Source organism: Paenibacillus arenilitoris, from assembly GCF_014705655.1.
In the GTDB taxonomy this organism is placed as follows: Bacteria; Bacillota; Bacilli; order Paenibacillales; family Paenibacillaceae; genus Pristimantibacillus; species Pristimantibacillus arenilitoris.
In genome coordinates, this window is sequence record NZ_JACXIY010000010.1 from 126,158 (window position 1) to 150,508 (window position 24,351).

Annotated in this window: 15 protein-coding genes; 12 read left to right on the plus strand and 3 right to left on the minus strand. The window is 58.1% G+C overall.

Annotated elements, in window-relative coordinates; translation table 11 throughout:
* Positions 1-16 precede the first annotated feature (16 nt).
* Entirely contained in the window at positions 17-1,099 is a 1,083-nt protein-coding gene (locus tag IDH41_RS08115) for a sialidase family protein (RefSeq protein ID WP_190860158.1), read from the plus strand.
* A gap of 150 nt (positions 1,100-1,249) precedes the next feature.
* On the opposite strand, the gene IDH41_RS08120 is transcribed toward IDH41_RS08115, so the two are convergent.
* Positions 1,250-2,158, minus strand: a complete 909-nt coding sequence (locus tag IDH41_RS08120; protein WP_190859907.1) for an AraC family transcriptional regulator — start codon at positions 2,156-2,158, stop codon at positions 1,250-1,252.
* Positions 2,159-2,400: 242 nt separating this feature from the next.
* Here IDH41_RS08120 and IDH41_RS08125 point away from each other — a divergent pair, with 242 nt between their 5' ends.
* The 7 genes from IDH41_RS08125 to IDH41_RS08155 all read left to right on the plus strand — a co-directional run bounded on the left by IDH41_RS08125 (position 2,401) and on the right by IDH41_RS08155 (position 15,188).
* Positions 2,401-4,497 (plus strand): hypothetical protein, encoded by a 2,097-nt coding sequence (locus IDH41_RS08125; RefSeq protein WP_190859908.1) that lies wholly within the window; start codon positions 2,401-2,403, stop codon positions 4,495-4,497.
* Positions 4,469-6,739, plus strand: a complete 2,271-nt coding sequence (locus IDH41_RS08130; RefSeq protein WP_190859909.1) for a glycosyl hydrolase family 95 catalytic domain-containing protein — start codon at positions 4,469-4,471, stop codon at positions 6,737-6,739. Before IDH41_RS08125 ends, IDH41_RS08130 begins: the two co-directional genes overlap by 29 nt.
* Before the next feature lie 17 nt (positions 6,740-6,756).
* Positions 6,757-9,462 carry an alpha-L-rhamnosidase gene (locus IDH41_RS08135; protein WP_190859910.1) on the plus strand — a complete coding sequence of 902 codons (2,706 nt, stop codon included), beginning with the start codon at positions 6,757-6,759 and terminating at the stop codon, positions 9,460-9,462.
* Positions 9,459-12,197, plus strand: coding sequence for a beta-N-acetylhexosaminidase family protein (locus IDH41_RS08140; protein ID WP_190859911.1), 2,739 nt, complete (start codon positions 9,459-9,461; stop codon positions 12,195-12,197). Before IDH41_RS08135 ends, IDH41_RS08140 begins: the two co-directional genes overlap by 4 nt.
* A 493-nt stretch (positions 12,198-12,690) precedes the next feature.
* On the plus strand, positions 12,691-13,527 hold the full coding sequence (locus IDH41_RS08145) for a helix-turn-helix transcriptional regulator (protein WP_190859913.1): 837 nt from the start codon (positions 12,691-12,693) through the stop codon (positions 13,525-13,527).
* A gap of 157 nt (positions 13,528-13,684) precedes the next feature.
* Positions 13,685-14,560, plus strand: a complete 876-nt coding sequence (locus IDH41_RS08150; protein WP_190859916.1) for a phytanoyl-CoA dioxygenase family protein — start codon at positions 13,685-13,687, stop codon at positions 14,558-14,560.
* A gap of 433 nt (positions 14,561-14,993) precedes the next feature.
* Positions 14,994-15,188, plus strand: a complete 195-nt coding sequence (locus IDH41_RS08155; protein WP_190859917.1) for a GapA-binding peptide SR1P — start codon at positions 14,994-14,996, stop codon at positions 15,186-15,188.
* A gap of 83 nt (positions 15,189-15,271) precedes the next feature.
* Here IDH41_RS08155 and IDH41_RS08160 read toward each other — a convergent pair whose 3' ends face one another.
* The gene (locus IDH41_RS08160) at positions 15,272-16,552 is read right to left on the minus strand and encodes a glycoside hydrolase family 125 protein (protein ID WP_190859919.1); all 1,281 of its coding nucleotides are present in this window, start codon (positions 16,550-16,552) and stop codon (positions 15,272-15,274) included.
* 381 nt (positions 16,553-16,933) lie between these two features.
* Between IDH41_RS08160 and IDH41_RS08165 the strand changes: the two genes are divergently transcribed.
* The 4 genes from IDH41_RS08165 (at position 16,934) to IDH41_RS08180 (ending at position 21,665) form a co-directional block, all read left to right on the plus strand.
* Positions 16,934-17,869 (plus strand): ABC transporter permease, encoded by a 936-nt coding sequence (locus tag IDH41_RS08165; RefSeq protein ID WP_397327663.1) that lies wholly within the window; start codon positions 16,934-16,936, stop codon positions 17,867-17,869.
* A gap of 15 nt (positions 17,870-17,884) precedes the next feature.
* Positions 17,885-18,796 carry a carbohydrate ABC transporter permease gene (locus IDH41_RS08170; RefSeq protein ID WP_190859923.1) on the plus strand — a complete coding sequence of 304 codons (912 nt, stop codon included), beginning with the start codon at positions 17,885-17,887 and terminating at the stop codon, positions 18,794-18,796.
* Positions 18,797-18,910: 114 nt separating this feature from the next.
* Complete coding sequence (locus IDH41_RS08175) at positions 18,911-20,527, plus strand: extracellular solute-binding protein (protein ID WP_190859925.1); 1,617 nt, start codon at positions 18,911-18,913, stop codon at positions 20,525-20,527.
* Between the two features lie 118 nt (positions 20,528-20,645).
* Complete coding sequence (locus IDH41_RS08180; RefSeq protein ID WP_190859927.1) at positions 20,646-21,665, plus strand: glycoside hydrolase family 130 protein; 1,020 nt, start codon at positions 20,646-20,648, stop codon at positions 21,663-21,665.
* Positions 21,666-21,730: 65 nt separating this feature from the next.
* Here IDH41_RS08180 and IDH41_RS08185 read toward each other — a convergent pair whose 3' ends face one another.
* Positions 21,731-24,067, minus strand: coding sequence for a helix-turn-helix domain-containing protein (locus IDH41_RS08185; protein ID WP_190859928.1), 2,337 nt, complete (start codon positions 24,065-24,067; stop codon positions 21,731-21,733).
* Between the last annotated feature and the right edge of the window lie 284 nt (positions 24,068-24,351).

Here is a 24,351-nt window from a genome sequence, read left to right on the forward strand (position 1 = left end):
AGGAGAGTGGGATTTGGTGGAACGTTTTAACGGAACAATTGCCGCATCGGAGAATGATCCGGAAGTAACGGAAGGTTTTATTCCGATTAAATACGAGCAGGACAGCCATTCGGCCAATTTGGTTGCGCTGGACAACGGGGATTTGCTATGCGTCTGGTTCAACGGGAGCGGCGAAGGAAATCCGGATACGAACGTCGTGATGTCGAGACTGCCGGCAGGATCGGAGCAATGGTCCGAACCGGTCCTGCTTGCCGACGATCCGGAGCGCTCCGAGCAAAATCCCGTCCTGTTTCAGGAGCCGGGCGGCGGGAAGCTATGGCTGCTTCACACGTCCAACGAGCCGCATAATCAACAAACGTCCCGGGTGGTGCGCCGCATTTCGGAGGATCGGGGACATACGTGGGGGGCTCCGGAGGTTCTATTCGATGGCCCCGGCATTTTTCTCCGTCATCCGATTGTCGTGGCGCAGAACGGGGATTGGCTGCTTCCGGTATACTACTGCAAGCCGGGCGGGCATTACAGCGCCGTCCAGATCAGCACGGATAACGGACGCACATGGGAAGAGCATGAAGTGCCGGAAAGCTTGCACCGCGTTCAAATGAATATCGTCAAGCGGAGCGACGGAACGCTCCTGGCCATGTACCGCAGCCGCCAGGCCGACCGAATCTATACGAGCGAATCCTCGGATAACGGCCGGAGCTGGACGGTTCCCGAGAAGAGCGCATTGCCGAACAACAATTCGTCCACGCAGGCGACGGAGCTCGGGAACGGCCGTCTGGCGCTTATTTTCAATAACGCTACCATTGAAAGGGACCAGTTCCGTTGGGTGAAGAAGGGAGACGGCTTCCGCCGCAAAACGCTTCGAACGCCGCTTACGCTCGCGATTTCGGAGGATGAAGGGAAGACGTGGCCGATTATTCGCAACGTCCAAACCGCGGATTTGGAGTATAAGGAACGCGAGGTCGGCTACTCTTATCCGTCGATCATTGCAACCGGCGACGGGAAGCTTCATATCGCGTTCTCCTATTTGCGCAAGGCGATCAAATACGTCCGCGTCGACGCGGAATGGGCGGAGAAGCACAGCTTCGTCGGCCTGTAATTCGTCGCAAGTTGCAAAAAGGCTGCCGGACCTCGAAGTCCGGCAGCCTTTTTGCTCCGCGGGTCTCGGTGCTTAAGGTGTAACGGAGCGTCTCTCGTGTCCGTTACACAATCGCGTCATCGGCCGTTTACGCTTGATGCCGCTGCGATTTTACACCGGATAAGCGGTAAATTCGTCCGACTGATGCGATTTGCGGTATTGCTGCGGCGTCATGCCGGTTTTTTTCAGAAACAGCGTGTAGAAGAACTTCATATCTTTGTAGCCGATCCGGTTGGCGATGTGATTGACGCATTGGTCGGATGTTTTCAAGAGCGCGCAGCATCGATCGATCCGCATATTTTGCAAATATTGGGTAAACGTGAGGCCGGTCTGCCTTTTGAAGGAGCGGTGAAAATGGCTTTCGCTCATAAACGCATGGGCCGCAAGCTGCTTCACCGTAATGTTCTCCGCATAATGCTCCTGAATGAAGCGCAAAGCTTCGCCGAGCCTATCGGACGGCTTGCCTCTCCCGCCGTTCGCGCCGGCCGATTCCGGCTCGTTCCGGAGGCGGTTGACGATCAAGAGCACCTGGATGAGGATCGCCGACAGAACCGTTTCGTAGCCTTCGTATTTTTGGCGGAATTCCCGATGCATCGTCGTGATCAAGGGCTGCAGCCTCTCATGCCTGTCGAAGACGTGGAGGTACGGAACGTCCGGATTCAGCTGGTTGAAAACGACGAGATCGATGTCGGTACCGGCCATGAACAGATGCTTCCAATTCTCGAACGACGCGTGTCGGAACAGACAGTTGTAGACGATAAGCTTGGCGCTTTGGTTCGGCGACGACGGCCTGAAGACATGGGAGGTTCCGACGGGAATAATGAACAGATCGCCGGTTTTAACCGGGATGGTCCGATCGGCGATATAATGGTAACCGTTTCCTTCCGCCACGTAGTTCACTTCGATAAAATCATGGCTGTGCTCGCAAATTGTAAACGCTTCCGTAACGCGGTTTACATAAATGCCCGCCCCTCCTTTGAAGAACCGATCCCCCTTATAATGACGGGTCCGCGCAATCATATCCCTCACCCTCTTCCGATCGATGGCCGAGTAGAGCTGGCGTTTTTTCATTGTAGGTCGCATTTATAGGTAATTCAAGTCCTGAAATTGGAAAAAAGGACCGAAACATGCGGTTTGAGGCGCATTTCACCTATAGAATCAACCTAGAACGCCTATAGAAGGCAACTATCCGCAACGTATAATGAGTGTAATCATGGCTTAGATCCATCGAACAAAGTTGCCGTAAGACAAGGAGGACGCCAATGACGCTCCACACGATCCAAAGCCCGAATGGGAGTAAAATGGCCGATTGCACCGAAACGCCGGAAGGCATCCGGCTTATGCTGCGGGAGAGGGGGAATGCTTCGCCGTACTTTTCCGGATCGCTCGACCGGATGCTGATCGCCTCGCTCGGAAAGCCGTGGAACGACGAGCCGGTGCGGCTGCTGAAGCCCCGGGTCGACTCCGATGCCTCGGCGATTCGCCTTAGCGGCATTATTTCGCAGTTCGCCGTCGCGATCGAGCTCGCTTTCGATCAGCATCATCTGCTGCATCTCAAAGCGGACTGGACCAATTCCAGCGGGGAGCCGCTGGCCGACGCTTCCGTCGGTCTCGTATTCGAGCTGGGGGCCAGGAGCGGGGAGAAGCTGACGATCCCCCATATGCTCTATAACAACAATCCGTCCTCCGATCCCGAGAGGGTCGTCCCGAAGCTCGGCGCTAACGAAGGCTTCGTCTGCGAAGAGCACCGGCTGCCGATCCCGTGCGTCAACGCGGAGTGGACGGACGGGGAAGGGGCCGGCTTCCTATCGTTATTTTCCGTTCCGGCCTTCACGGAGACGGAGGACGGGTCCGTCCATTACGGGGCGCTCGGCGTGCTTCGGAGGAACGGCGGCTCAACGCTCGCCGCCACCAGCGGCACCGTGGTCTTCAACGGACAGAAGGATATTTATTACGTAGGCAAGAGCAAAACCGCGCCTTATTCCGGCGGATATTTGAACTTCGATGCGGGCCGCACGCTCTCCAAACGTTACGCGCTCGATTGGGGGAGGCTCGCAAGACCCGGTTGGGGGTTTCGCGAGATCGTCCGCAAGGGCTGGCGGCTGTTCGAGCCGGCGGGAGCGAAGCCTTGGACGATGGACGATATCGTCCGGTTGAAAACGAACGCGATGGACGACCGTTGGCGCGGCTCGGACGGCGCGGCCGGGTATGTCAAATTTAACGATTCGAACGCGTTCGGCAAATTAAACCGTTTGCCGTTCCATTTTCTGTACGGCTGGACGGGGCAGTGCTTGAAGCTGGCCTGGTGCGATGCGCGGATCGGGTTCGATTCGCGGGACGAGGAACGCATTTCCCGGTGCGAGCGGGCCGTCGGCTTTTATTTGAATGGAAGCGCTACCGGCGTTCCCGGACTGCGCAGCTGTTCCTATGAGCTGGAAAGCCGCACTTGGGGATATTTTACGATGAATGGAGAGCCGGCGGTTTCCAGCCGCGCCTACGGGGAGACGGTTTCGGATTTGGCCGATATTATCGGGCTGTTTCGGGAGGAGGGCCGGGCGGTTCCGGAGGAATGGCCGAATGCGCTTCGCGAAGCCGCCGATTTCTTTATGGACGCGACGCTTCCCTCCGGCATTTATCCGATGGGCTGGCGGAAGGACGGTTCGCCGAGCGACGAGATGGCGACCGCCGCCGGCATCCCGTGCGTCATCGCGGCAGCCAAAGCCTATAAGGCGACCGGCGAGAGGAAGTATCTGGCGCACGCCGAGGCGGTGCTGGAGCGTTATTACGAGCTGCACGCCCGCAATTTCGAACGGCCCTTCGCCCGTTCGACGCTGGATGCCCGGTGCGAGGACAAAGAGGCCGGCATGTATTACTTTCTGGCCGCCTACGAGCTGTTCGTCCAGACCGGCGACGGCAAATACGGAGAATGGGCGGAGGTTGCGGCGGATTGGCTGCTCACGTACGTGTTCGTATGGAATCCCGAGTACGACAGGGACGCTCCGCTCCGCCGCCGCCATTTCAACGCCGTCGGCTGGCCGGGCGTCAGCGTCCAGAACCATCATTTGGACGTGTTCTTCCCCTGCTACGAATTTTGGCGGTTCGGTCAATTGACCGGAAAAACGGAGTATGCGGCGATCGGCAGGCTCATGGCCGAAGCGATGGGGCAAGGCATATGCGGGGGTCCCGGGGAATGGGGATTTACCGTCGTCGGGGAACAAGGGGAAGGATTTTACCAGACGCACTATCACGAACGGGGGAACAGCAACGTATGGAATCCTTCCTGGGTTATCGCGCTCGTCCTGTCGAACGCGCTGCGTTTGAGGGGCGGGAATGAAACGAACGAACGGGGAGGAGATTGAACCTGTGAAGGCCGTATCGGTAAAACCGGCATACGAGATCCCATGGACGCTTGAAACGGGCTATTGTCACGACGGCATGCCGCTGTCGAACGGCGTGTTCGGCGCTCTGGTCTGGTTTCAGGCGCAGACGGTCATGCTCACGATCAACAGAGCGGATTACTGGGATCACCGGGGAGGCACGCAGTGGCGCGAAGACTGCACCTACGATCATCTGAAGTCTCTGCTGCAAAGCGGCGATTTCGAAGGCGCCCGCCGTCTGTATCCGACGATGATCATGAACGGCAAAGAAAAACGGCCGACCCGGCTGGCGATGGGCCGCTTCGATATCAAGCTGAAGCCGGGCGCGACGATCGAAGCCGCTTCGCTCCGTCTCGACGAAGGGGAAGCCGTCATCCGCTGCCGAATGGACGGGGAAGAGAGGACGATCCGCGTCAGCGTGGCGATGGATGGCCCGGTGCTGCTCGTTTCCGCGGACCGGGAGCTGATGGAAGGGATAGAGGCGAAGCCTGCCTACTCCTTCGAGAAGGCGAAAGCCTACTTTGACGATTTCGGCATAGCCGCTCCTAGGTCGGTTAGGCTGCCGGGCGGGGAGGGCTGGGTCCAGGAGCTTCCGGAGGATCCGGCGTGCGCCGTGCTGTATGCGGTGCCGGAAAGCGGAGTCGCCATTGCGGCGGAATACGGCGAAACGGCGGAGCGCGCGGTTCGGGCGGCGCTTGAACTTCTGGGCGAGGCGGAGACGCTCGGATACGACGGAGCGCTGCATGAAACGAAGAAGCGCTGGCGCGCCTTATGGGAGCAGGCGGCGGACATTTCGCTTCCGGACCGCGAGATCGAGACCATGTACTATTTGGGAATCTACCGGATGCTGGGCAGCTCGATGCCGGGTCGAATCGCACCGACGCTCCAGGGGCCATGGGCCGAAGAATACCGCAATCCTCCCTGGAGCGGCGATTACCATTTTAACATTAACGTCCAGGAATGCTTGTGGCCCGCGTACGGCGCCAATTTGCTGGACTGCCTGAAGCCGCTCTTCGCGATGATCGACGGCTGGAAGCCGACGCTTGCGCGCAATGCGAAGCGGTTCGTCGGCATCGACGACGGTTATATGCTCGGACATTCCGTCGATGAACGCGGACGCCCCGTAGGGGGCATGTGGACGGGGACGATCGACCAGGCGAACACCTCGTGGGTCGCCCAGATGATGTGGCAGTACGCCCGTTACGCGGGCGATTCGGACTACCTCGTGAGCGAAGTGTATCCGTTCATGAGGAAAGCGCTAAACGTCTTCTATGCGATGATGGATAAAGAAGGGGACGAATACGCGCTTCCGGTGTCGGTCTCTCCGGAATACGGCGGCTCTTCCCCGGACGGACTCGGCCGCAATTCAACCTTTTTCCTCGTCAACGTTCATTTTCTGTGCGAGAAGCTGCTCGAGGTGGAAGCGGAATACGGCCTGGACGCGGACTACGCGGCGTTCGTCGCCGATGTTCGGACGAAGCTGCCTCCCTATACGGCCGGACCGAGGCAATACCAGGAGTTCGGCGCAAAGCCGGGCCTCGAGCTGTATTTGTGGGAAGGCCAGCCGTTGTCCGAATCGCACCGCCATCATTCGCACCTCGCCGGCATTTACCCGTTCGATACGATGGACTTGTCGGATCCCGGGCAGCGCGAGATCGTATCCAATACGTACAAGTCCTGGGTCGACAAAGGGATGGGACGATGGGCCGGCTGGTCGATGCCTTGGGCCTCCATCCTGCATAACCGGCTGGGCCGGGGGGATATGGCGCTGCTGTCGCTCCGCCTGCTGAAGGATGTCTTCATGATGCCGAGCTATGCGACGCGGCATAACGCGGGCTACGGCGGCTTCTGCCAATTTAACGGCGGCGACACGATGCAGGCGGAAGCTTCGATCGCTGCGGCCGCAGCCGTGCTGGAAATGTACGTGCAGTGCGTCCGGGGCTCGATTCGCGTATTCGCGGGACTCGCGGCGCGCTTCAAGGATGCTTCGTTCTCGGGCATCCGCGCGGAAGGCGCGTTTCTCCTGTCGGGGCTGAAGCGGGACGGCAAAGTCCGATCGGTCACCGTATTCAGCGAACGGGACGAGACGCTGCGCATGGGGAATCCGTTCGGAGGGAAGACGCGCATCTCCCGGGGCAACGGGATGATCGAGACGTCGGACAGGTTGATCGTGCTTGAGCTTCGCGCCGGCGAAACGGTCGTCTTCGAGCATGCCGGCGAATAGGAAGGAGGATGACGAATATGGAACACACGATACGAATAACCGCATGCAAAACCGAATACGCCGTTAACCCGGTCGGCATCGATTCGCTGCGCCCCCGCCTGTTCTGGCGGCTCGAGTCGGATGAGCGCGGCGTACGGCAGACGGCCTACCAAGTTGTCGTCGCTTCCTCCCGCGAGAAGCTGGATCGGGGCGATGCCGATATGTGGGACAGCGGCAAGACCGTATCCGGCGAGTCGATCCAGATCGTCTATGCGGGATCGGCGCTTCGATCGGAAGGCGAATATTTCTGGAAGGTCCGCGTCTGGGATAGCCGGGACGAAGTATCGCCGTGGAGCGAGACCGCCTATTGGACGATGGGCATTTTATCGCGCGGGGAGTGGCAGGCGAAATGGATCGGCAGAAGGCCGAATCCGGGACTGGCCATGCAGCCTTCTCCCTACATGCGCAAATCGTTTGCCGTCAAGCCGAACGTTCGCCGCGCCGTCGTCTACGCGACCGCGCTTGGGCTGTTCAAGCTGCGCGTAAACGGCTCAGCGGTCGGCCATCTGTTCGCTCCGGGGTGGACCGACTATGACAAGCGCGTTCAAGTGCACGCATACGACGTGACGGACCAAATAAAGCAGGGCGAGAACGCCATCGCCGTTATTCTCGGCGACGGCTGGTATGCGGGGACGGTCGGATTTCTCGGCAAGCGCGTATACGGAGAGCGTCCGTTCTTCCTCATGCAGGCAAGCATCGAATACGAGGACGGCAGCCGGGAGCTCGTTGTTTCGGACGGTTCGTGGCGCGCCGCCGAAGGGCCGATCCGTTATTCCGACATGATCGAAGGCGAAACGTACGATGCGCGGCTAGAGCTGACGGGCTGGGACCAACCGGGCTACGACGATTCCGGCTGGGAATCGCCGGATGTCCGGTCAGGCTACAACGGCCTGCTCGTTGCGGCGGCGGAGCCGCCGATTCGCATCACCGAGACGGTGAAGCCGGTTGCCGTCCGAAAGACCGAGGCCGGGACGTACATTTTCGATATGGGACAGAACATGGTCGGCTGGACGGAGGTGACGGTGCGGGGTGAAGCCGGAACGCGGATCACCTTGAGCCATGCCGAGATGCTGAATCCGGACGGCTCGCTCTATCTGGACAATTTGAGGGCAGCGGTGCAGCAGGATCATTACGTGCTGAAGGGGGGCGGCGAGGAGCGGTACGAGCCCCACTTTACGTTCCACGGCTTTCGCTACGTCGAACTGATCGGGTACCCGGGGGAGGCCGATCTGACGACGATTGCCGGAAAAGTGATTCATTCCGATACGCCGGCGGCGGGCCGTCTGGAGACGAACGATCCGATGGTCAACCAGCTGTATTCGAATATCGTATGGGGGCAGCGCGGCAACTTCCTGTCCGTTCCTACCGATTGCCCGCAGCGCGACGAGAGGCTCGGCTGGACCGGGGACGCGCAAATCTTCGCCCGAACGGCCTCTTACAATAGGGACGTATCGCGATTTTTCACCAAATATATGAGGGATATCGCAGATGCGCAGCAGCCGTCCGGCGCTTTCACGGACGTCGCGCCCGATGCCGGATGGATCCGCCATAAGATGTGGAATACGAGGCTGAACTGGTTCGCGCCCGATAACGCGGGCTGGGGCGACGCCGGCGTCATTATTCCTTGGACGCTTTATCTGATGTACGGCGATAAGCGTATCTTGGAGGAGCATTACGATGCCATGAGTCGCTGGGTCGATTACTTGAAGGATAACGGCAGCGATCTGATCCGGCCCGATTACGCCAACTACGGCGATTGGCTGTCGATCGGCGCCGATACTCCGAACGAAGTGCTGGCCACCGCGTATTTTGCCTATAGCACGAAGCTGCTGGCGGCGATCGCCGGCGTGCTGGGCAAGACGGAGGACCACAGCCGCTATGCAGCGCTGTTCGGACAAATCGCGGAGGCGTTCCGCCGCGAATTCGTCTCGGGCGACGGGTTCGTCCGCGGCGATACGCAGACGGTGTACGTGCTGGCTCTGCAGTTCGGCTTGCTGACGGAGGAATTGAAGCCGAAGGCGACACGCCGCCTGACCGAAAATATCCGGGCGCGCGGCAATCGCCTGTCGACCGGGTTTCTCGGCGTGGGCTATCTGCTTCCGGCTCTGACGGACAGCGGCGAGCAGGACATCGCTTACGAGCTGCTTACGCAGGAAGCGTTCCCGTCCTGGATGTATTCCATCAAGCACGGCGCTACGACGATCTGGGAGAGGTGGGACGGCTGGACGGAGGAGAATGGCTTCCAGACGCCTTCGATGAATTCCTTCAACCACTATTCGCTCGGATCGGTAGGAGAATGGATGTTCCGCTATATGGCCGGAATCGAGGCCGATCCGGCGGAGCCCGGCTTCCGCCACGCGATTATCCGTCCGAGACCCGGCGGTCGTCTGAACCGGGTGAAGGCCGGATACGAATCGCTTTACGGTACGATTTCCGTCGAATGGAGTCTGGAAGCCGGCAGCCGTCTGACGCTTGAAGTCGAGGTGCCCGCGAACGCGGGCGCGACGGTGCACGTTCCGGGAGCAAATGTAGAGCCGGACGGCGAGGATGCGGGACTCTCCGCTGCAGGCTGTACGTTGTTAACGCAGGAGAAGCAAGCTTCCGTCTACCGTATCGGCTCGGGCAAATACCGGTTTACAAGCTCGCTCGCATATATGAAGAAGGAAGCGGAGGTACAACAATGAGTAAAATCTGTCTGGCAATTCAGAATAACGCGTCGCCGCGGATGCTCCATGGCCTGAAGCTTCTGACGGAAGCCTTGGAGGCATGCGGCTGCAGGACGGAGGTTGCGGAAGGGGAGTGGAGCGCTCTGACTTACCGGAAGCGGCCGGAGCCGAAAATATATATCGGCAGCCGCGAGGAGTCGGATTTCATCCGTTCGCTTGAGCGCCAGGAGGTTCTTATCTATCATTCGAAGGAGCCGGGCAAGGAAGGGTTCTACATCGCCTCGCTGCCGGGCAATCTGATCGTCGTATCGGGCGGCAACGATACCGGCGTATTGTACGGCGCTCAGGAGCTTGCGGAACGAGTGCGCCGCGCGGGGCGGGTTCCGGATTTGCTCGCGCACGGCGAGACGCCGGAATTCGTGCTTCGCGGTCCGGTGCTCGGCCTGCAAAAGACGGAAATCGAGCCGCCCCGCCGCACGTACGAGTACCCGATAACGCCGGATCGCTTCCCTTGGTTTTACGATAAAGCGATGTGGCTCGAGTATTTGGATATGCTCTGCGCGCAGCGGAGCAATGTCGTGTACATTTGGTCGGGCCATCCCTTCTCCTCCTTGGTGAGGCTGAAGGATTATCCGGAAGCGCTGGAAATTACGGAAGAGGAATACAAGCTGAATGTCGAGACGTTCGGCTGGCTGACGGAAGAAGCGGATAAGCGGGGAATCTGGGTCGTGCTGAATTTCTACAATATTCATATCCCGCTGCCGTTCGCGGAAAAGCACGGCCTCGAGCTTCATCAGCCGAAGCCGCTTCCGATCACCGCCGATTACACGCGCAAGGCGATAGCGGAGTTCGTGAGGTCCTACCCGAGCGTCGGCCTCATGCTATGTCTGGGAGAAGCGCTGCAGGGCGGCGTCTATGGCGCCGAATGGTTTACGGATACGATTCTGGCGGGCGTTAACGACGGGCTCCGGGACCTGGACGCGAAGGAAAGTCCGCCGATCATCCTCCGCGCCCACGCGGTCAAGGCCGAGCCGATTATCGAGAAGGCGATTCCGCTTTACCCGAATTTGTTTACCGAGGCCAAGTACAACGGCGAGTCGCTCACGACCTGGACGCCGAGAGGCGGCTGGAAGCAAACCCATAACAACCTGAGCGGGATGCAGTCGGTTCATATCGTCAACGTCCACGTTCTCGCGAATTTGGAGCCGTTCCGCTACGGCTCGCCCGCCTTCATTCAAAAAAGCATGCAGGCGGCGAAGCACCGGCAGAAGGCGAACGGCCTGCACCTCTACCCGCTGTTTTTCTGGGATTGGCCTTACAGCGGGGACAAAACGACGCCAAGGCTGAAGCAGGCGGAGCGCGACTGGATCTGGTATGCCGCATGGGCGCGTTATGCCTGGAACCCCGACCGCGATCCGGAGACGGAACGCCACTATTGGATCGAAGAGCTTGCTTCGCGCTTCGGGTCCCGGGAAGCGGGAGAGGCGCTGCTTGAGGCGTACGACGCCTTCGGCGAGTGCGCGCCGCGGCTTCTTCGCCGCTTCGGCATTACGGAGGGCAACCGGCAGACGCTGTCGCTCGGCATGAAGATGAGCCAGCTGACCAATCCGGACCGCTATTCGCCCTATAGGGCGCTATGGGAGGATCACGCGCCGCAGGGCGAGCGGCTGGAGCCGTATGTCCAGAGAGAGCTGGCGGGCGAGCCCCATATCGGGGAGACGCCGGTCGACGTCGTTGAATCGGCCGAGCTGTTCGCGGATCGGGCATGGACGGCGATCCGGCGCGCAAGCGCTCATATTGCCTGCAATCGTGAAGAGTTCGAACGTATCGCGAGCGATGTGGAAGCGATTCTGTACATGGTGCGCTTCTACGGAGCCAAGGTACGGGCCGCCATCCAAGTGCTCAAGTACAAGCATACGGCGGGCGGCAGCTACCTGGAATGCACGGATCTGCTGGAAGAAGCCGTACCTTACCTGCAGGAAAGCGTGGAATGGTACCGCAAGCTGACCGGGCTGACCGAGAAAACCTATCTATACGCCAACAGCATGCTGACGGCGCATCGTAAAATTCCGGTTCCCGACGGCCGGAAGTACAAGCATTGGACGGATTGTCTTCCGGTATACGAAGAGGAGCTCGCGAGCTTTCAAGCGAGCGTGAACGACCTAAAGGCGGGCAAGCTGCCCTCGCGCGTAAGCGGTGAAGCGAAGATCGAGCCGTACCGCGAGGCCGCCTTCCGGCTGACGTCCCCCGGCATGGAGACGTATACGCTTTCGAAGGACAGCCTGCTCTTCGCCGACGGCGAAGTATACGTGCAGAGCTGCGCGGAAGAGCTCGAAGGCTTGACCGGCATCCGGTTCAGCCGCGCCGAAGCGGCGAAGGGCGGAATGACCGTCGAGTTCGAGACGGATACGCCGGTACGCCTGCTGGTCGGGTACTTTAATTCCGCCGACGACCAGTGGCTCCAAGTGCCGACGCTGGACGAGAATACGCATGCGGATGACCGGGGCGGCTTGTCGCCGATTTTGCGCAAAGGGATCAAGACCTCCTTTTACCCTAGCGTCAACGTTCATGCGTTTCTGTACGAGGCCGGAAGCCACGCGCTGAACCTGGGCAAAGGCGCCTTCGCGGTGCTCGGCGTCATCGCGGCCGATCAGGAATTGAAGGAGCGCGACGTATCGCCGTTCAGCGAAAGCTCCCGCTCGCTCGATTGGCTATATGACAGCGAAAGAAGCAAGGGAGCGATAACGCTCTGACGGAACCGGCTATGGCCATTGCATAGGCAGTTTCCAAGGGCTGTCTCAGAAGGACGTGATACGACCTGAGAGACAGCCCTTCGACGGCGATGAGACGGCCATGGGACGGCGATGCTAGTTTCAAAAAATGAAACTAAATTGCTCTTTTGCTTCACTCACACCTTATTTCGTTTCAATATTTGAATTTAAACGACTCCACTCGCGCTGCATCTTTCGAAATTAACCGGCTTAGTTTCAAAATTTGAAACTAAACCCCTGCGGATCCCCCTTCTTTCGCATTTTGTTTCAGTTTTTGAGATTAAAAAGGTGAGCCTAGAGGTCTGTTGGCTTTCGCTCGAAGCGAACCGTCTATTAGGGCTAGCAAACCTACTTTAGGGACAGCCTCTTTTTGCGCGCTGCCGACTTCACGTTATGGAGCGCTTGATTCGGGTGCCGGTTACCGATTATGCTGAAACCATCGAAGCGAGACCGTGCTGCGGGAGGGGTTCCGTCTATGAATTATAATATAATCGATTCCCGAAATTGCGGGAAAGCCAAATGCGAGATTGGCTGGAACTGGCATCCCGGCCCTATGCCCGATTACGATCTATGGTGCGCCTTGCAAGGTTCCGGGGTGATGAACATTAACGGTAGGTCCTACCCGATCCGCAGAGGGGCTTGCTTCCTTGTGCATCCCGGCGATGTTCCGCTGGCGGAGCAGCATCCGGAGGACCGGCTGACCGTCATTTACATCCACTTCAAGCTGCAGCCCCGTCCCGGAAACGCGGGAGAAACGACGGACAACCGCATAGCCGAGCTTTTTCCCGAGCGCGTCGTCTATTTCAACGAAATCTATGAGCTTGAGCGTCTATTAAATCAGCTTCTCGGCGCAACCGTCCATCCCGATGACTGGAAGGACATGGAGTTTGATTCCCTCATCAAGCTGCTTCTCATCATGATGCACAGAGAGCGGAAGCAGCAGCTCGCAGCCTCCGGCCTTTCCCTGTCCATGAAGCAGCGGCAAGCGGTCAAGCTGGTGATGCAGCGCATCCGGGAGGACGGTTGGCAAGGACGTCCTTACGAGGAACTGGCTGACATGGTCGGTTTAACGCCGGGTTATTTGGCGAAGCTTTTCAAGCAATATGCGGGTCTGTCCATGAAGGAGTACATGACGAAAGTGCGTCTGGAACGCGCAAAGCATCTGCTCGTTGAAACCTCCATGAACGTATCGCAGGTGTCCGAAGCGCTCGGTTATTCTTCCGTCTTCCTATTCAGCAAGCAATTCAAGAAATACTTCGGACTTCCTCCCTCGTCCCTCCAGCATAGCCGTATGGAAGCGAAACCGCACTAGCGCGGGCGGCTATTGCAATCAAACTTGCCGGCTCGAGCCGGCAAGTTCGCCGGTTATGTACAAAGGATTGCGACTTCCCGCCATGTACGGCCCCGCGCTTCGGCGTTAGGATAGAGTCAGAAGCAACGGATTTCGATCTATTGACGAGGAGGACTGCATGGTGGACGCGAACGACGATAAGACGTTATACGCTTACCGCAACGAGGAAGAGCTCGAGCTTGCGGGCTCGATTGCAAAAACGCTGTATCGGTACGATCAAGTGGAACAGGACCGCATCCCGACTATGCAACACTTGACGGAAGAGCATGTCAAACAGTTTTGGTCCAGAGGCTATCTTGTCGTGGAGCAAGCGCTGTCGGCAGAGGAGGTAAACCGCTCGATCGAGGCGATCATGGATATACTGTCCGGTTCCTCCATCGGATCCAGGATTCAGTTCGTCAGACCGCAGAGCGAATTAAAAACGTTCGAGGAGGTCGAACTCGCCGCCCGCAAAATCCATGGGTTTGTCGATCACGAGCCTCGCCTTCGCGCAATTGCGCATCAGCCGGCCGTTTTGGAAGCGCTGCGCAAGCTGTTCGGAGAAGAACCGGAGGTCGCCCAAGACCAGGCGATACTCAAACCGCCGGCAGGCGGCGCAGAGAAACCGTGGCACCAGGATATGGCCTATGGGGCGCTTGCTTACGACAAAGCCGTCATCGGCATGTGGTTTGCGCTTGACCCGGCCGAACTTGACAACGGCTGCATGCATGTCATTCCGTACTCGCACCGGGAAGGCGGCTCGCCGCACTTTGCCGTTCGGGACTGGCAGCTATGCGACAGAGCCATTCAAGTCGAGCGCGATATCGCGATACCGCTCAAGCCGGGCGGCGTACTAATTTTCCATGGACTGCTGCATCATGGAACGCCGCCGAATTTCTCGGCCAAGCGCCGCAGATCGATTCAAGTGCATTACGCGCCCGAATCCGCCCAAAAACTGTCGCCGAAAGAATACAAGCGCATGTTCACGAACGAAATGACCAATGCGGAGTGTTGACGAAATGCGCATTCGCAGGCATTTGCTTTGCTGCACGCATGGAGCGACCTAATGCCTGCACGTTTGCAGAGTTCGGTACAAGACGCACTGCCTGGTGGCAGATCACCCGGGAAATTAGGCTCGAGACGCAACATTTGCACAAGAAGGCGGTAACAGGACGAAAATCAGAAATGGCGGTGCAGGGATATTCCCTGGCACCGCCATTGTCCTATAAGCGAACCGTCCGCCACGCAAGCCATTTGGACGAAAGGGTCAAAGGTGCTCCTTTTTCTGCCCGCAACCGTTCGATTGTGACCGATTTTTAAGCTATCGCACAATTAATGCGTCATAATTACTTTTTTATTGCCATATAGTGTGTAATAAATTATAATAATGCTACAGTATATAGAGGGGCTGATCCAAAACAAAACTATTTTCGGGAGGCGGAGTACGGATGAAATATCAAAGCGAATTGGTCGAGGTTAGCGACAAGAAGGCGCAATTGGAACTTGGTTACGTCATTTGCAAAAGCTGCGGATCACTAATCGCCACTCTACCGACAAACCGCGTAAAACGTTACTACGGCGAATGTTCCGAATGCGCTGAAGGCTGCGACAAAGATACCGAAGGAGCGAAGGAGTTTGATTAGTGCAGATGAAAAAGGCATGATTCCATAACGTTGCGTTATGATGCAATCATGCCTTTATTTTTTTGCTTGGATGAGCTTGCAGGCTACACCAAACCGCGATCCATCGCCTTGACGATGAGGGCGGCGAACAGGCTGTTGGACCAGGCGAACCATGGACGCGAGAAGTCTGCCGGGTCGTCGGGGTGGAATCCCTCGTGCATGTAGCCGGTATCGGCGTCGGTGTTCACGAGCATGTCGATCAGCTCGCGGATCTCGTCGTCGCTATCGGAGGTGAGCGCCTGCATGGAGAGCGCCATATGCCATACATAGCCTCCCGGCGTATGCGGGCTGCCGATGCCGCGGGCATGCTTGCCTTCGAAGTAGAACGGATTGTCGAAGCTCAGCGCGAACCGGCGCGTATTCCGGTACACCGGATCGTCGGCGCCGACGTAGCCGATATACGGGATCGAAATAAGCCCCGGCGTGCCGGCGTCGTCCATTAGGCAGTAGTTGCCGAAGCCGTCCGTCTCGTACGCGTAGATGGGGCCGTACTTCGGATGATTCACGATGCCGTAGGCGCGGATGCCGAAGTCGATCTCCTTGCGCAGCTTCTCCGCCCGCTCGGCCAGCCGCTCGTCCTTGTAAATCTCGCCGGCGATGCGGCGGATATGCCCGAGCGCCACGACGGCGAACATATTGTTCGGAATGTTGTAGCCGAACAGGCAAGCGTCGTCGCTCGGGCGGAAGCCGGACCAGGTCATGCCGGTGTAGTTCACGGGCATGCCGCGGCCGTCGTTCTGCAGCGTCTCGGTCTCCTTGTCGGTATCGCGGGTAAAATGATACGGCGACCGCTCCATATGCCGCTGCTCGGTGATCATGAGATTGACGACGGACGTGAGCGCCCGGTAGCAGGTGTCGGTGAAGACATCGGTGGAACCGGTCTCTTGCCAATAGTCGTACAGCAGCTGTACCGGGAAGCAGATGGAATCGAGCTCATACTTGCGCTCCCACATCCACGGGTTCAGGCCGCAGTCGTCGCTTGCGCGGTAGTGCGCGTCGCTGGGCGTTTCATTGAAGGCGTTCGTATACGGGTCGATGGTCAAATAGAACATTTGACGGGCGATCAGTCCGCTCAGGATGCGCCGGAGCTCTTCGTCCTCTCTGGCAAGCGGCAAATAGTGGCGCACCTGCTCGGTGGAGTCGCGCAGCCACATCGCCGGGATGTCGCCGGTGAAGACGAACGTCGTGCCGTCGTCAAGCAGCTTGGTCGTCGTCTCGAGCGTATTCGGGTAGCAGTTGCGGAACAGCCGCTGCAGCTTGGGCCGGTGGGCCAGCCGCTCGTCGGCCCGGTCAAGGAAACGGGATACGGAAGCAGGTAGTTGCATGGGATGGACAAACCTCCAGTAGAGATGTAATCGGACTCAAGAAAGAATGTCACACCTCGCGGTTATGCGCAATATGTATCATTTGTAGCCGGAATAGGGGTAAAATCCAACACATTTCGCAACTGACAACGACAATACGGGAATCGCGTCCCGAAAGCTGAAAGCCTTGTCATGCCTGGCATGACGGGCTTTTTGGCATGACAATGCACATTCGACATATTTACCGGGGCCCGCCGCGTTGCCTACAATTTGATGTATGAGTCGGGCAAGACGGAAATGAACGCGCTTGCTTTATAGGGAAATCGGCCGCCGTCATGCGTTGGCGGTTCAGAGGCCGAGCCAAGGGAAAGGAGAAGGTACGATTTGAAAGCAAGTCAAGAGCTGGCGCTGCAGACAAAGCCGGGAATCAAGAAGACCTCCTGGCGAAGACGAATCATCCACAATTGGGAGCTGTACCTGTTCGTCGCACCGTGTATATTGTATTTCATTATTTTTCATTACGTACCGATGTACGGCGTTCAGATCGCCTTCAAAAACTTCTTGCCGGCCAAAGGCATAGCCGGCAGCGCTTGGGTCGGGTTCGACCACTTTGAACGGTTCTTCAACTCTTATTATTTCTGGGATCTGCTGTGGAACACGTTCAGCCTCAGCTTGTATGAGCTCGCGGTCGGCTTCCCGCTGCCGATCATTCTGGCGCTGGCGTTCAACGAGATCAAGAACGGCTTTTTCAAAAAGAGCGTGCAAACGGTTACTTACGCGCCGCATTTTATTTCCATCGTCGTTATGGCGGGGATGATCATTACGTTCCTGAGCCCTTCCTCGGGGATCCTGATCCGCATGATCGAGTGGATCGGCATAGAGCCCGCAGCGTTCCTGGAGGATCCGCGGTGGTTCAAGACGGTCTACGTCATCTCGGGCGTATGGCAAAGCGCGGGATGGGGCACGATCATCTATCTGGCCGCCTTGTCGGGCGTCGATCCGCAGCTGCACGAAGCGGCCATCGTCGACGGCGCGAGCCGCATCAAGCGGGTCATTCATATTAATATCCCGACGATTATCCCGACGATCGCGATCCTGCTCATCCTGAACGTGGGCAACATTCTCGGCGTCGGCTACGAAAAAATACTGCTGCTGCAAAACTCGCTGAACATCGAATCCTCCGATGTCATCTCGACCTTCGTGTACAGGTCAGGCTTGCTGAACAATCAGCTCAGCTTCTCTACGGCAGTCGGTCTGTTCAATTCGGCGGTCAATGCCATTCTGCTCATAACGGTCAACCGAATCGCCAAAAAGACCAGCGACAACAGTTTGTGGTAATAGGAGGTCACATCGATGGTATCGGCAATTAAAGAATCCAAAGGGGACAAGGCTTTTCTTGTCCTGGTCTATCTCTTCTTGACGGCGGCGCTCATCGTCGTGCTCTACCCGCTGATCTACATGCTCAGCGCATCGATCAGTACGCCCAAATTCGTAAATTCCGGCGAGATGTGGCTTCTTCCCAAAGGCTTGACGCTGGAAGGCTACAAGCTCGTGTTCGAGAACGCCCGGATCTGGCTAGGCTACCGCAATACGATATTCTACACCGTCATCGGAACCTTGATCAATTTGGCGGTGACGCTGCCCGCCGCTTACGCGCTCAGCCGAAGCGACTTCTTCGGCCGGCGGTTCTTTATGATCCTGATCCTGATTACGATGTTTTTCAGCGGCGGCTTGGTGCCGACTTACCTGGTCGTGAAGGATCTCGGCATGATCAACTCGATGTGGGCGCTGATCCTGCCGGTCTCCGCCTCCGTGTGGAACATTATCGTGGCCCGGACGTTCTTCCAGTCCACGATTCCGAAGGAGCTGCAGGAGGCGGCGCATATCGACGGCTGTACCAATATGCGCCTGTTCATTCGGATCGTGCTGCCGCTGTCGGCGCCGATCATCGCCGTCATGGCGCTGTTCTACGGCGTCGGGCACTGGAACAGCTATTTCTCCGCCCTGATTTATTTGAACGACGATACGAAGTTCCCGCTGCAGATGGTGCTTCGGCAAATTCTCGTGCTTCAGCAGATGGGCGCGGAGACGAACGGAGCGGCGCTGAGCGGCGAAATGGCGCAGCTGGCCGCCTCCAAGGCGGAGGTCGCTTCGCTTGTGAAATACGCCGTCATCATCGTCTCCACGCTGCCGATCATCGTTATCTATCCGTTCCTGCAGCGCTATTTCGTGCAGGGCGTCATGATCGGTTCGGTGAAGGGCTAAGCGTGACCGGCAATGCCGGGCGTTTGGCGAGCATTAATAATCGAAGAGCGGTTCGCCGTCGACTTCGTTTATTATAAGAAGTAACAGTATGTGATCAAAAGGAGGAGCACGTAAATGAAAACTGCAAAAAAAGGGCTCGGTCTGGCGCTTTCGGGCGTCATGCTGGCAGGTCTGCTTGCCGGCTGCGGCTCGGCGGAAGAGAAAGAGAGCGGCGGCAACAAGCCGAGCGAGACCGCGGACAAAGTGAACAAGGAAGGATTCCCGGTCGTCAACGAGCCGTTGACGCTCACGATGATGGGGCCGGACGTCGGCATCCAAAGCTGGGACAAAATGCCGCTGTTCGAAGAGATGGAGAAGCTGACGGGCATTCGCATGGAGTTCCAGAATGCGCCGAAGGACGCCTTCGAAACGAAGAAAAGCCTCGTATTCGTAAGCGGCACTTATCCCGATATTTTCTATGCGGCGGGATTGACGCCGGCGGAGCAAATGAATTACGGCGAGCAGGGCATTCTCGTTCCGCTTGAAGACCTGATCGAAGGCTACGCGCCTAACGTGAAGAAGATTCTCGACGAGAATCCGGACATCCGCAAATCGATCACCGCGCCGGACGGCCATATCTACGCGCTGCCGGTCATTGAATTCAACCAGCCGTGGTACCGCAATCCGCTCTGGTACAACGGCGATTACCTGGCAGCGCTCGGCATGGACAAGCTGCCGGAAACGACCGAAGAGCTGTATACGTACTTTAAGCGCGTCAAGGAAGAAGATCCGAACGGCAACGGCAAGGCCGACGAAATTCCGTTGTCTTCCGCTTCCCCGGGCAACAGCCTGCGCGATATCCGCACCTGGCTGCTCGGTTCCTTCGGCATTCACGAAGAAGAAATTTACGTCGACGACAACGACAAAGTTCATTACACCCCGATGGAAGAGGGCTACAAGCAATATTTGACGTACCTGAACCGTCTGTGGAACGAAGATCTGCTGGATCACGAGAGCTTCTCGCAAACGGCGGAGCAGCGCGAGGCCAAGGCGCGCAACAACCAGCTCGGCATGTTCTCGGCTTGGACCGCCTTCCAGATGATGGGCGAAGAGCCGAATACGTCCGACCCGATGTACAGCCCGGTATCGAGCGAATTCGCGGCTACGCCGGCCATCGCCAAGAACAAAGGCATCAACACCGGCGCCTTCGCGATCTCCGAGACGAATCCGTCTCCGGAGGCTTCCATCCGCTGGATCGACTACTCGTATTCGATCGAAGGCGCGACCATGTTCAACAAAGGACCGGAAGGCATTCTGTGGAAATACACGGACAAAGAAAATTACAAGAAGGAATACTTGCCCGTACCGGACGGCGGCGACCGCGAGGAATACCGCTCCAAAATTACGCCGAACTACGGCATTCCGGCACCGACGATCAACCTTCCGGAGATCGACAACGGCCTGCTCGGCGACGTGGACGCCTGGATCGCCAACGAGACCAAGACCAAGCTTCTCGACCGCGGCGCCCGCATCCCGTTCCCGGTGCTGTTCCTGACGCCGGAAGAGCAAGCTGAAGTTACGACCATGACCTCCGATCTCAACACGTACGTGCGTCAGATGGAAGCCAAGTTCGTCACCGGCGCCGAGCCGCTCGCGAACTGGGACAGCTACGTCGGCACAATCAAAAAGATGGGCGGCGAACGTATGGCCGAGATTTACCAAACCGCCTACGACCGCTGGAAGGCCAACTAAGCACCGGACCTTATGATCGACCGAAAACTCTCCGAGGCTTCCGCTGCCCGGAGAGTTTTTGTTTCGAATCGGGGAAGTCAAATTACAGACCGTGCGCCCGCACAGGAGGAATAATGCCATGAAAATTACGAGACATCCCGAAAATCCGATCGTCGTTCCCGGCGAATACGAATGGCGGAAGGCGACGGTTTTCAATCCGGCCGTCATTATCGAAGAGGGTAAATTTTATATGATCGAGCGGACCGCCGGTTCGCTTACCCCTTGCAAAAACTTTCTCGGCCTGCTGGAGAGCGAGGACGGCGTCCGCTTCACCCACGTGAAGGACGAGCCGGTGCTGACGCCCGACGAGCTCGGCTTCCCGTACGGAAGCGTGCAGGATCCGCGCGTCGTCAAGATCGACGGCACGTTCTACATGAACTATGCGCTGCGGCCTTGCGCGATGAATTATTATCCGACGAACACGGGCGTGCCGGAACGCTCGTTCCCGAAGTACCCGGACGGCTGGGGCGAGCAGGAGGGACACTGGCTGACCCGCTCGTCCATCGTCAAGTCGGACAACCTCATCGACTGGGAGTTCGTTGCGGATACGACCGAGCTGGACATTAACGACCGCGACAACATCCTGTTCCCGGAGAAAATTAACGGCAAGTACGTCCTGCTGCGCCGTCCGGAGGAATACGTCGGCGAACAATACGGCACGGAGAAGGCGGCCATGTGGATTTCGTACTCCGACGATCTGATCCATTGGGAAGCGCCTAAGCTGCTCGCCAAAGCCGAGAACATGGCCTGGGAATCCCGCAAGATCGGAGGCTCGACGCCGCCGGTCAAGACGGACAAGGGCTGGCTCGTCCTCTACCACGGCGTCGACGACCAGGTCGTCTACCGGGTCGGAGCGCTGCTGCTCGATCTGGACAATCCGGAGAAGATCATCGCCCGGACGCATAACTTCATCATGGAGCCGGAGACGTATTACGAGAAGTTCGGCTACCAGATTCCGAACGTCATCTTCCCGACCGGCAACGTCGTGAAGGACGGTCTGCTCTACATCTATTACGGCGTGACGGATACGGCGATCGCGCTTGCGACCGTTCCGCTGGACGAGCTGGTGGAGTACATTCTGAACGAGCCGAAGGCTTAAACAAATAGGAGCTGTCCCGAACGTCGAACAACGGTGGACAGCTCCTTTTGCCGAAATACGCGAAGTCACTCTTCGCCATGGACGAATCCGCTTGCGCCGTGCAGCTTGCGGTACTGGCCGGGCGTGTAGCCGGTTTCCTTCTTGAACTTGCGGATAAAGTTCGGCGCATCCAGATAGCCGACGCGCTCGATTATTTCTTTGAGCGGCGCGCTGGTGTGGAGCAGCTGCCGGATCACTTCCCTCAGCCGGCACTGCCAGATGTACTGGGTAAAGTTGAAGCCCGTCTTCTCCTTGAAGCTGCGGCTCAGGTACGAGGTGGACGTATCGTATTTGAGGGCGATATGCTCCAGGCTGAGCGTATAGTCCGCGTAGTTCTGCTCGACGTAAGCGACGATCTCGTCCATGAGCGCCGGCTGCACCGTCTCGGTCCGGTGCGTCGCTTCGCCGCAGATTCGGACCGCGAGCGAGCTGAGCCTGTTCTCCAGCCCCTCCAGCGTCTCGAAGGCGTGCAGCGACGAAATCTCGCCGTGCACCTCGTCCATGCCGAGCTCGGCGGCGGTCCGCAGCAGGGAGTTGAGCACGTCGAAGCATAGACAGCGAAGCAGGCCGACCGGCAGCTTCTCCCGCTTCAGCTTCTCCATCATGCCGGCGATCAGCTGGAGCGCCGTCGCTTCGTTTCCTTGCCTCAGGCTCTGCTCCAGCTTGAGCAGCGACTTCTTCGGAATCCAGTAGCTCTCGCCGGAGAAGGCCGCAGCCGAAGGCTCCGTCAACTCCTCGAAGTAAGCGATCCGGCCGCTGAACGTCAGCTTCCGCTGCTCGAGCGCCGAGGCGGCTTCGAGGAAGGATTGGTTCAGCCCGGATAAGTCGTCGTACACGGTGCCTACGCCCAGATTGGGCCGCCTAGGCAGCCGCTGCGCCAGCCGCTCGTCGAGCTCGTCGACGACCTGGCCGATGCGGCTCGCCTCGTCGTCCTCCTCCGACGGCAGCAGCGTTACCATGAGAGCAAGCTGGTGGGTAACGGAAAATTCGACGCCGTAGATCCGGGCTTGCAGCTCGGGCAGCTCCAGCTGATGAAGCCAGGCGCGAAGCGTCTGCTGACCCTCCCACGACTGCTCGCCCAGGCTCTGCTCGTCCAAGCTCAGGATGATCGTGAAGCAGGTGGCCCCTTCCGGCAGTTCCAGTCCGGACCGGACGATCATCCGCTCGATTTCGGGATCGTCCGGCTTGCCGTGCTTGAACAGCAGCATGAGGCATTGGTTGCGCACGAACGGCTCCTGCATGTCGATGCGGGCGTGGTAATCATGGATCGTCTGTTTGATCCAGTCCCATTCGTTGCGGGTCCTGGGCGTCTCCCTGGCGCCGCCTTGCAGAGATGCGAACTCCAGCAAGTCGCGGATCGGGTGGTACTGCCGCCTTGCAAGCAGCATCGCCGCGGCGATGCCGGCCAGCGCCGTGATCACGAAGACGAGCAGGATGATCGTGCGGATCTGGCCGACTTGCTCGAAAAACTGGTAGCTGGGAATGGCCGTGGCGTACGTCCAGCCGTTGACTCTGGACTTGACCGTGACGACCGAATAGCGCTCGCCGCCCAGCTCCATATTGTGGATGCCGGGATCGAGCTCGGCCAGCGACGTCAAATCGTGGCCGCGCAGAGCGTCGCCGCGGTAGTTGGCCGTCAGCACCTCGCCCGTGCCCGAGAAAATATAGCTGCTCCCGGAGAAGTCGTTCAAGATCGAATCCATGACGCCCGTCAGCTGCTCTTCCTTCATAAGAAACAGGATGGTGCCGTACGGATACGGATCGTTGGTCTTGATCGGGACGAGCATCGCCAGCTTGGGTTCCTTCCGCGAGTGCACGGTGACGTTTTCGGCCGGACGCACGGTGGTGATATTCGTTTCGTTGAGCGCCTGCTTGATCTCCTCGGGCTGCCAGCGCTCGAAGCGGAACATGTCGTCGAACATGAGGTCGAGACCGGTCATCCCCAGACTGGAGTAGATCCGATCGTCGCCGCGATAGTAGAGAAACAGCTCCTCGAGCATCGTGTTGCTGGTCTTGTAACGCGCCAGCGAAGCAATGGCGTCCCGGCCGTAGAACGGATGCGAGACCATGAACCTGGTGAGATGCTCGTCGAATGAAATGGTATTGGCGGTCTCCAGCAGGTTGGTCATCTGATTGTCGATGGAGAGCCTCACCTGGCTCAGCTGGTTGACGTTGGACTGCTCGATCTCGGAGCGCAGATTGGCCGTCGCGTTATGATAGATGATGAAGGTGACGCCTGAAAGCGGAACCAAAAAGATGAGAATATAAGATAACGTGTAAGTCACGAGCAGCTTGGACTTGAAGCGGTTCCAATTGAAGCGGATGCCCGATTTCATGCTGGATGGCTTAACGGATAATTTCACGGTGACCTCCCGGAGATAAGTGCTTCCTGGCGTATCCGAACAGTATACCATTTCGGCCGATTCGATGTTGCTATTGCAGACAACAGGGACGCGGTAAGACGCCTGCCGTATAGGGCTTGCGTCGGATAAAACGATCGTTTGGACGGATTCGGCTAGTTCAATTTTATTGTTTCTTTAAACATTATAACGTTATATTTATTTCAATGCTAGGATGTGTTAAGCTATGGACGAAGAAATTTTTGGGCAACGTACAGGCGCTGTCGCAGAAGGGAAGGACGCTTCAA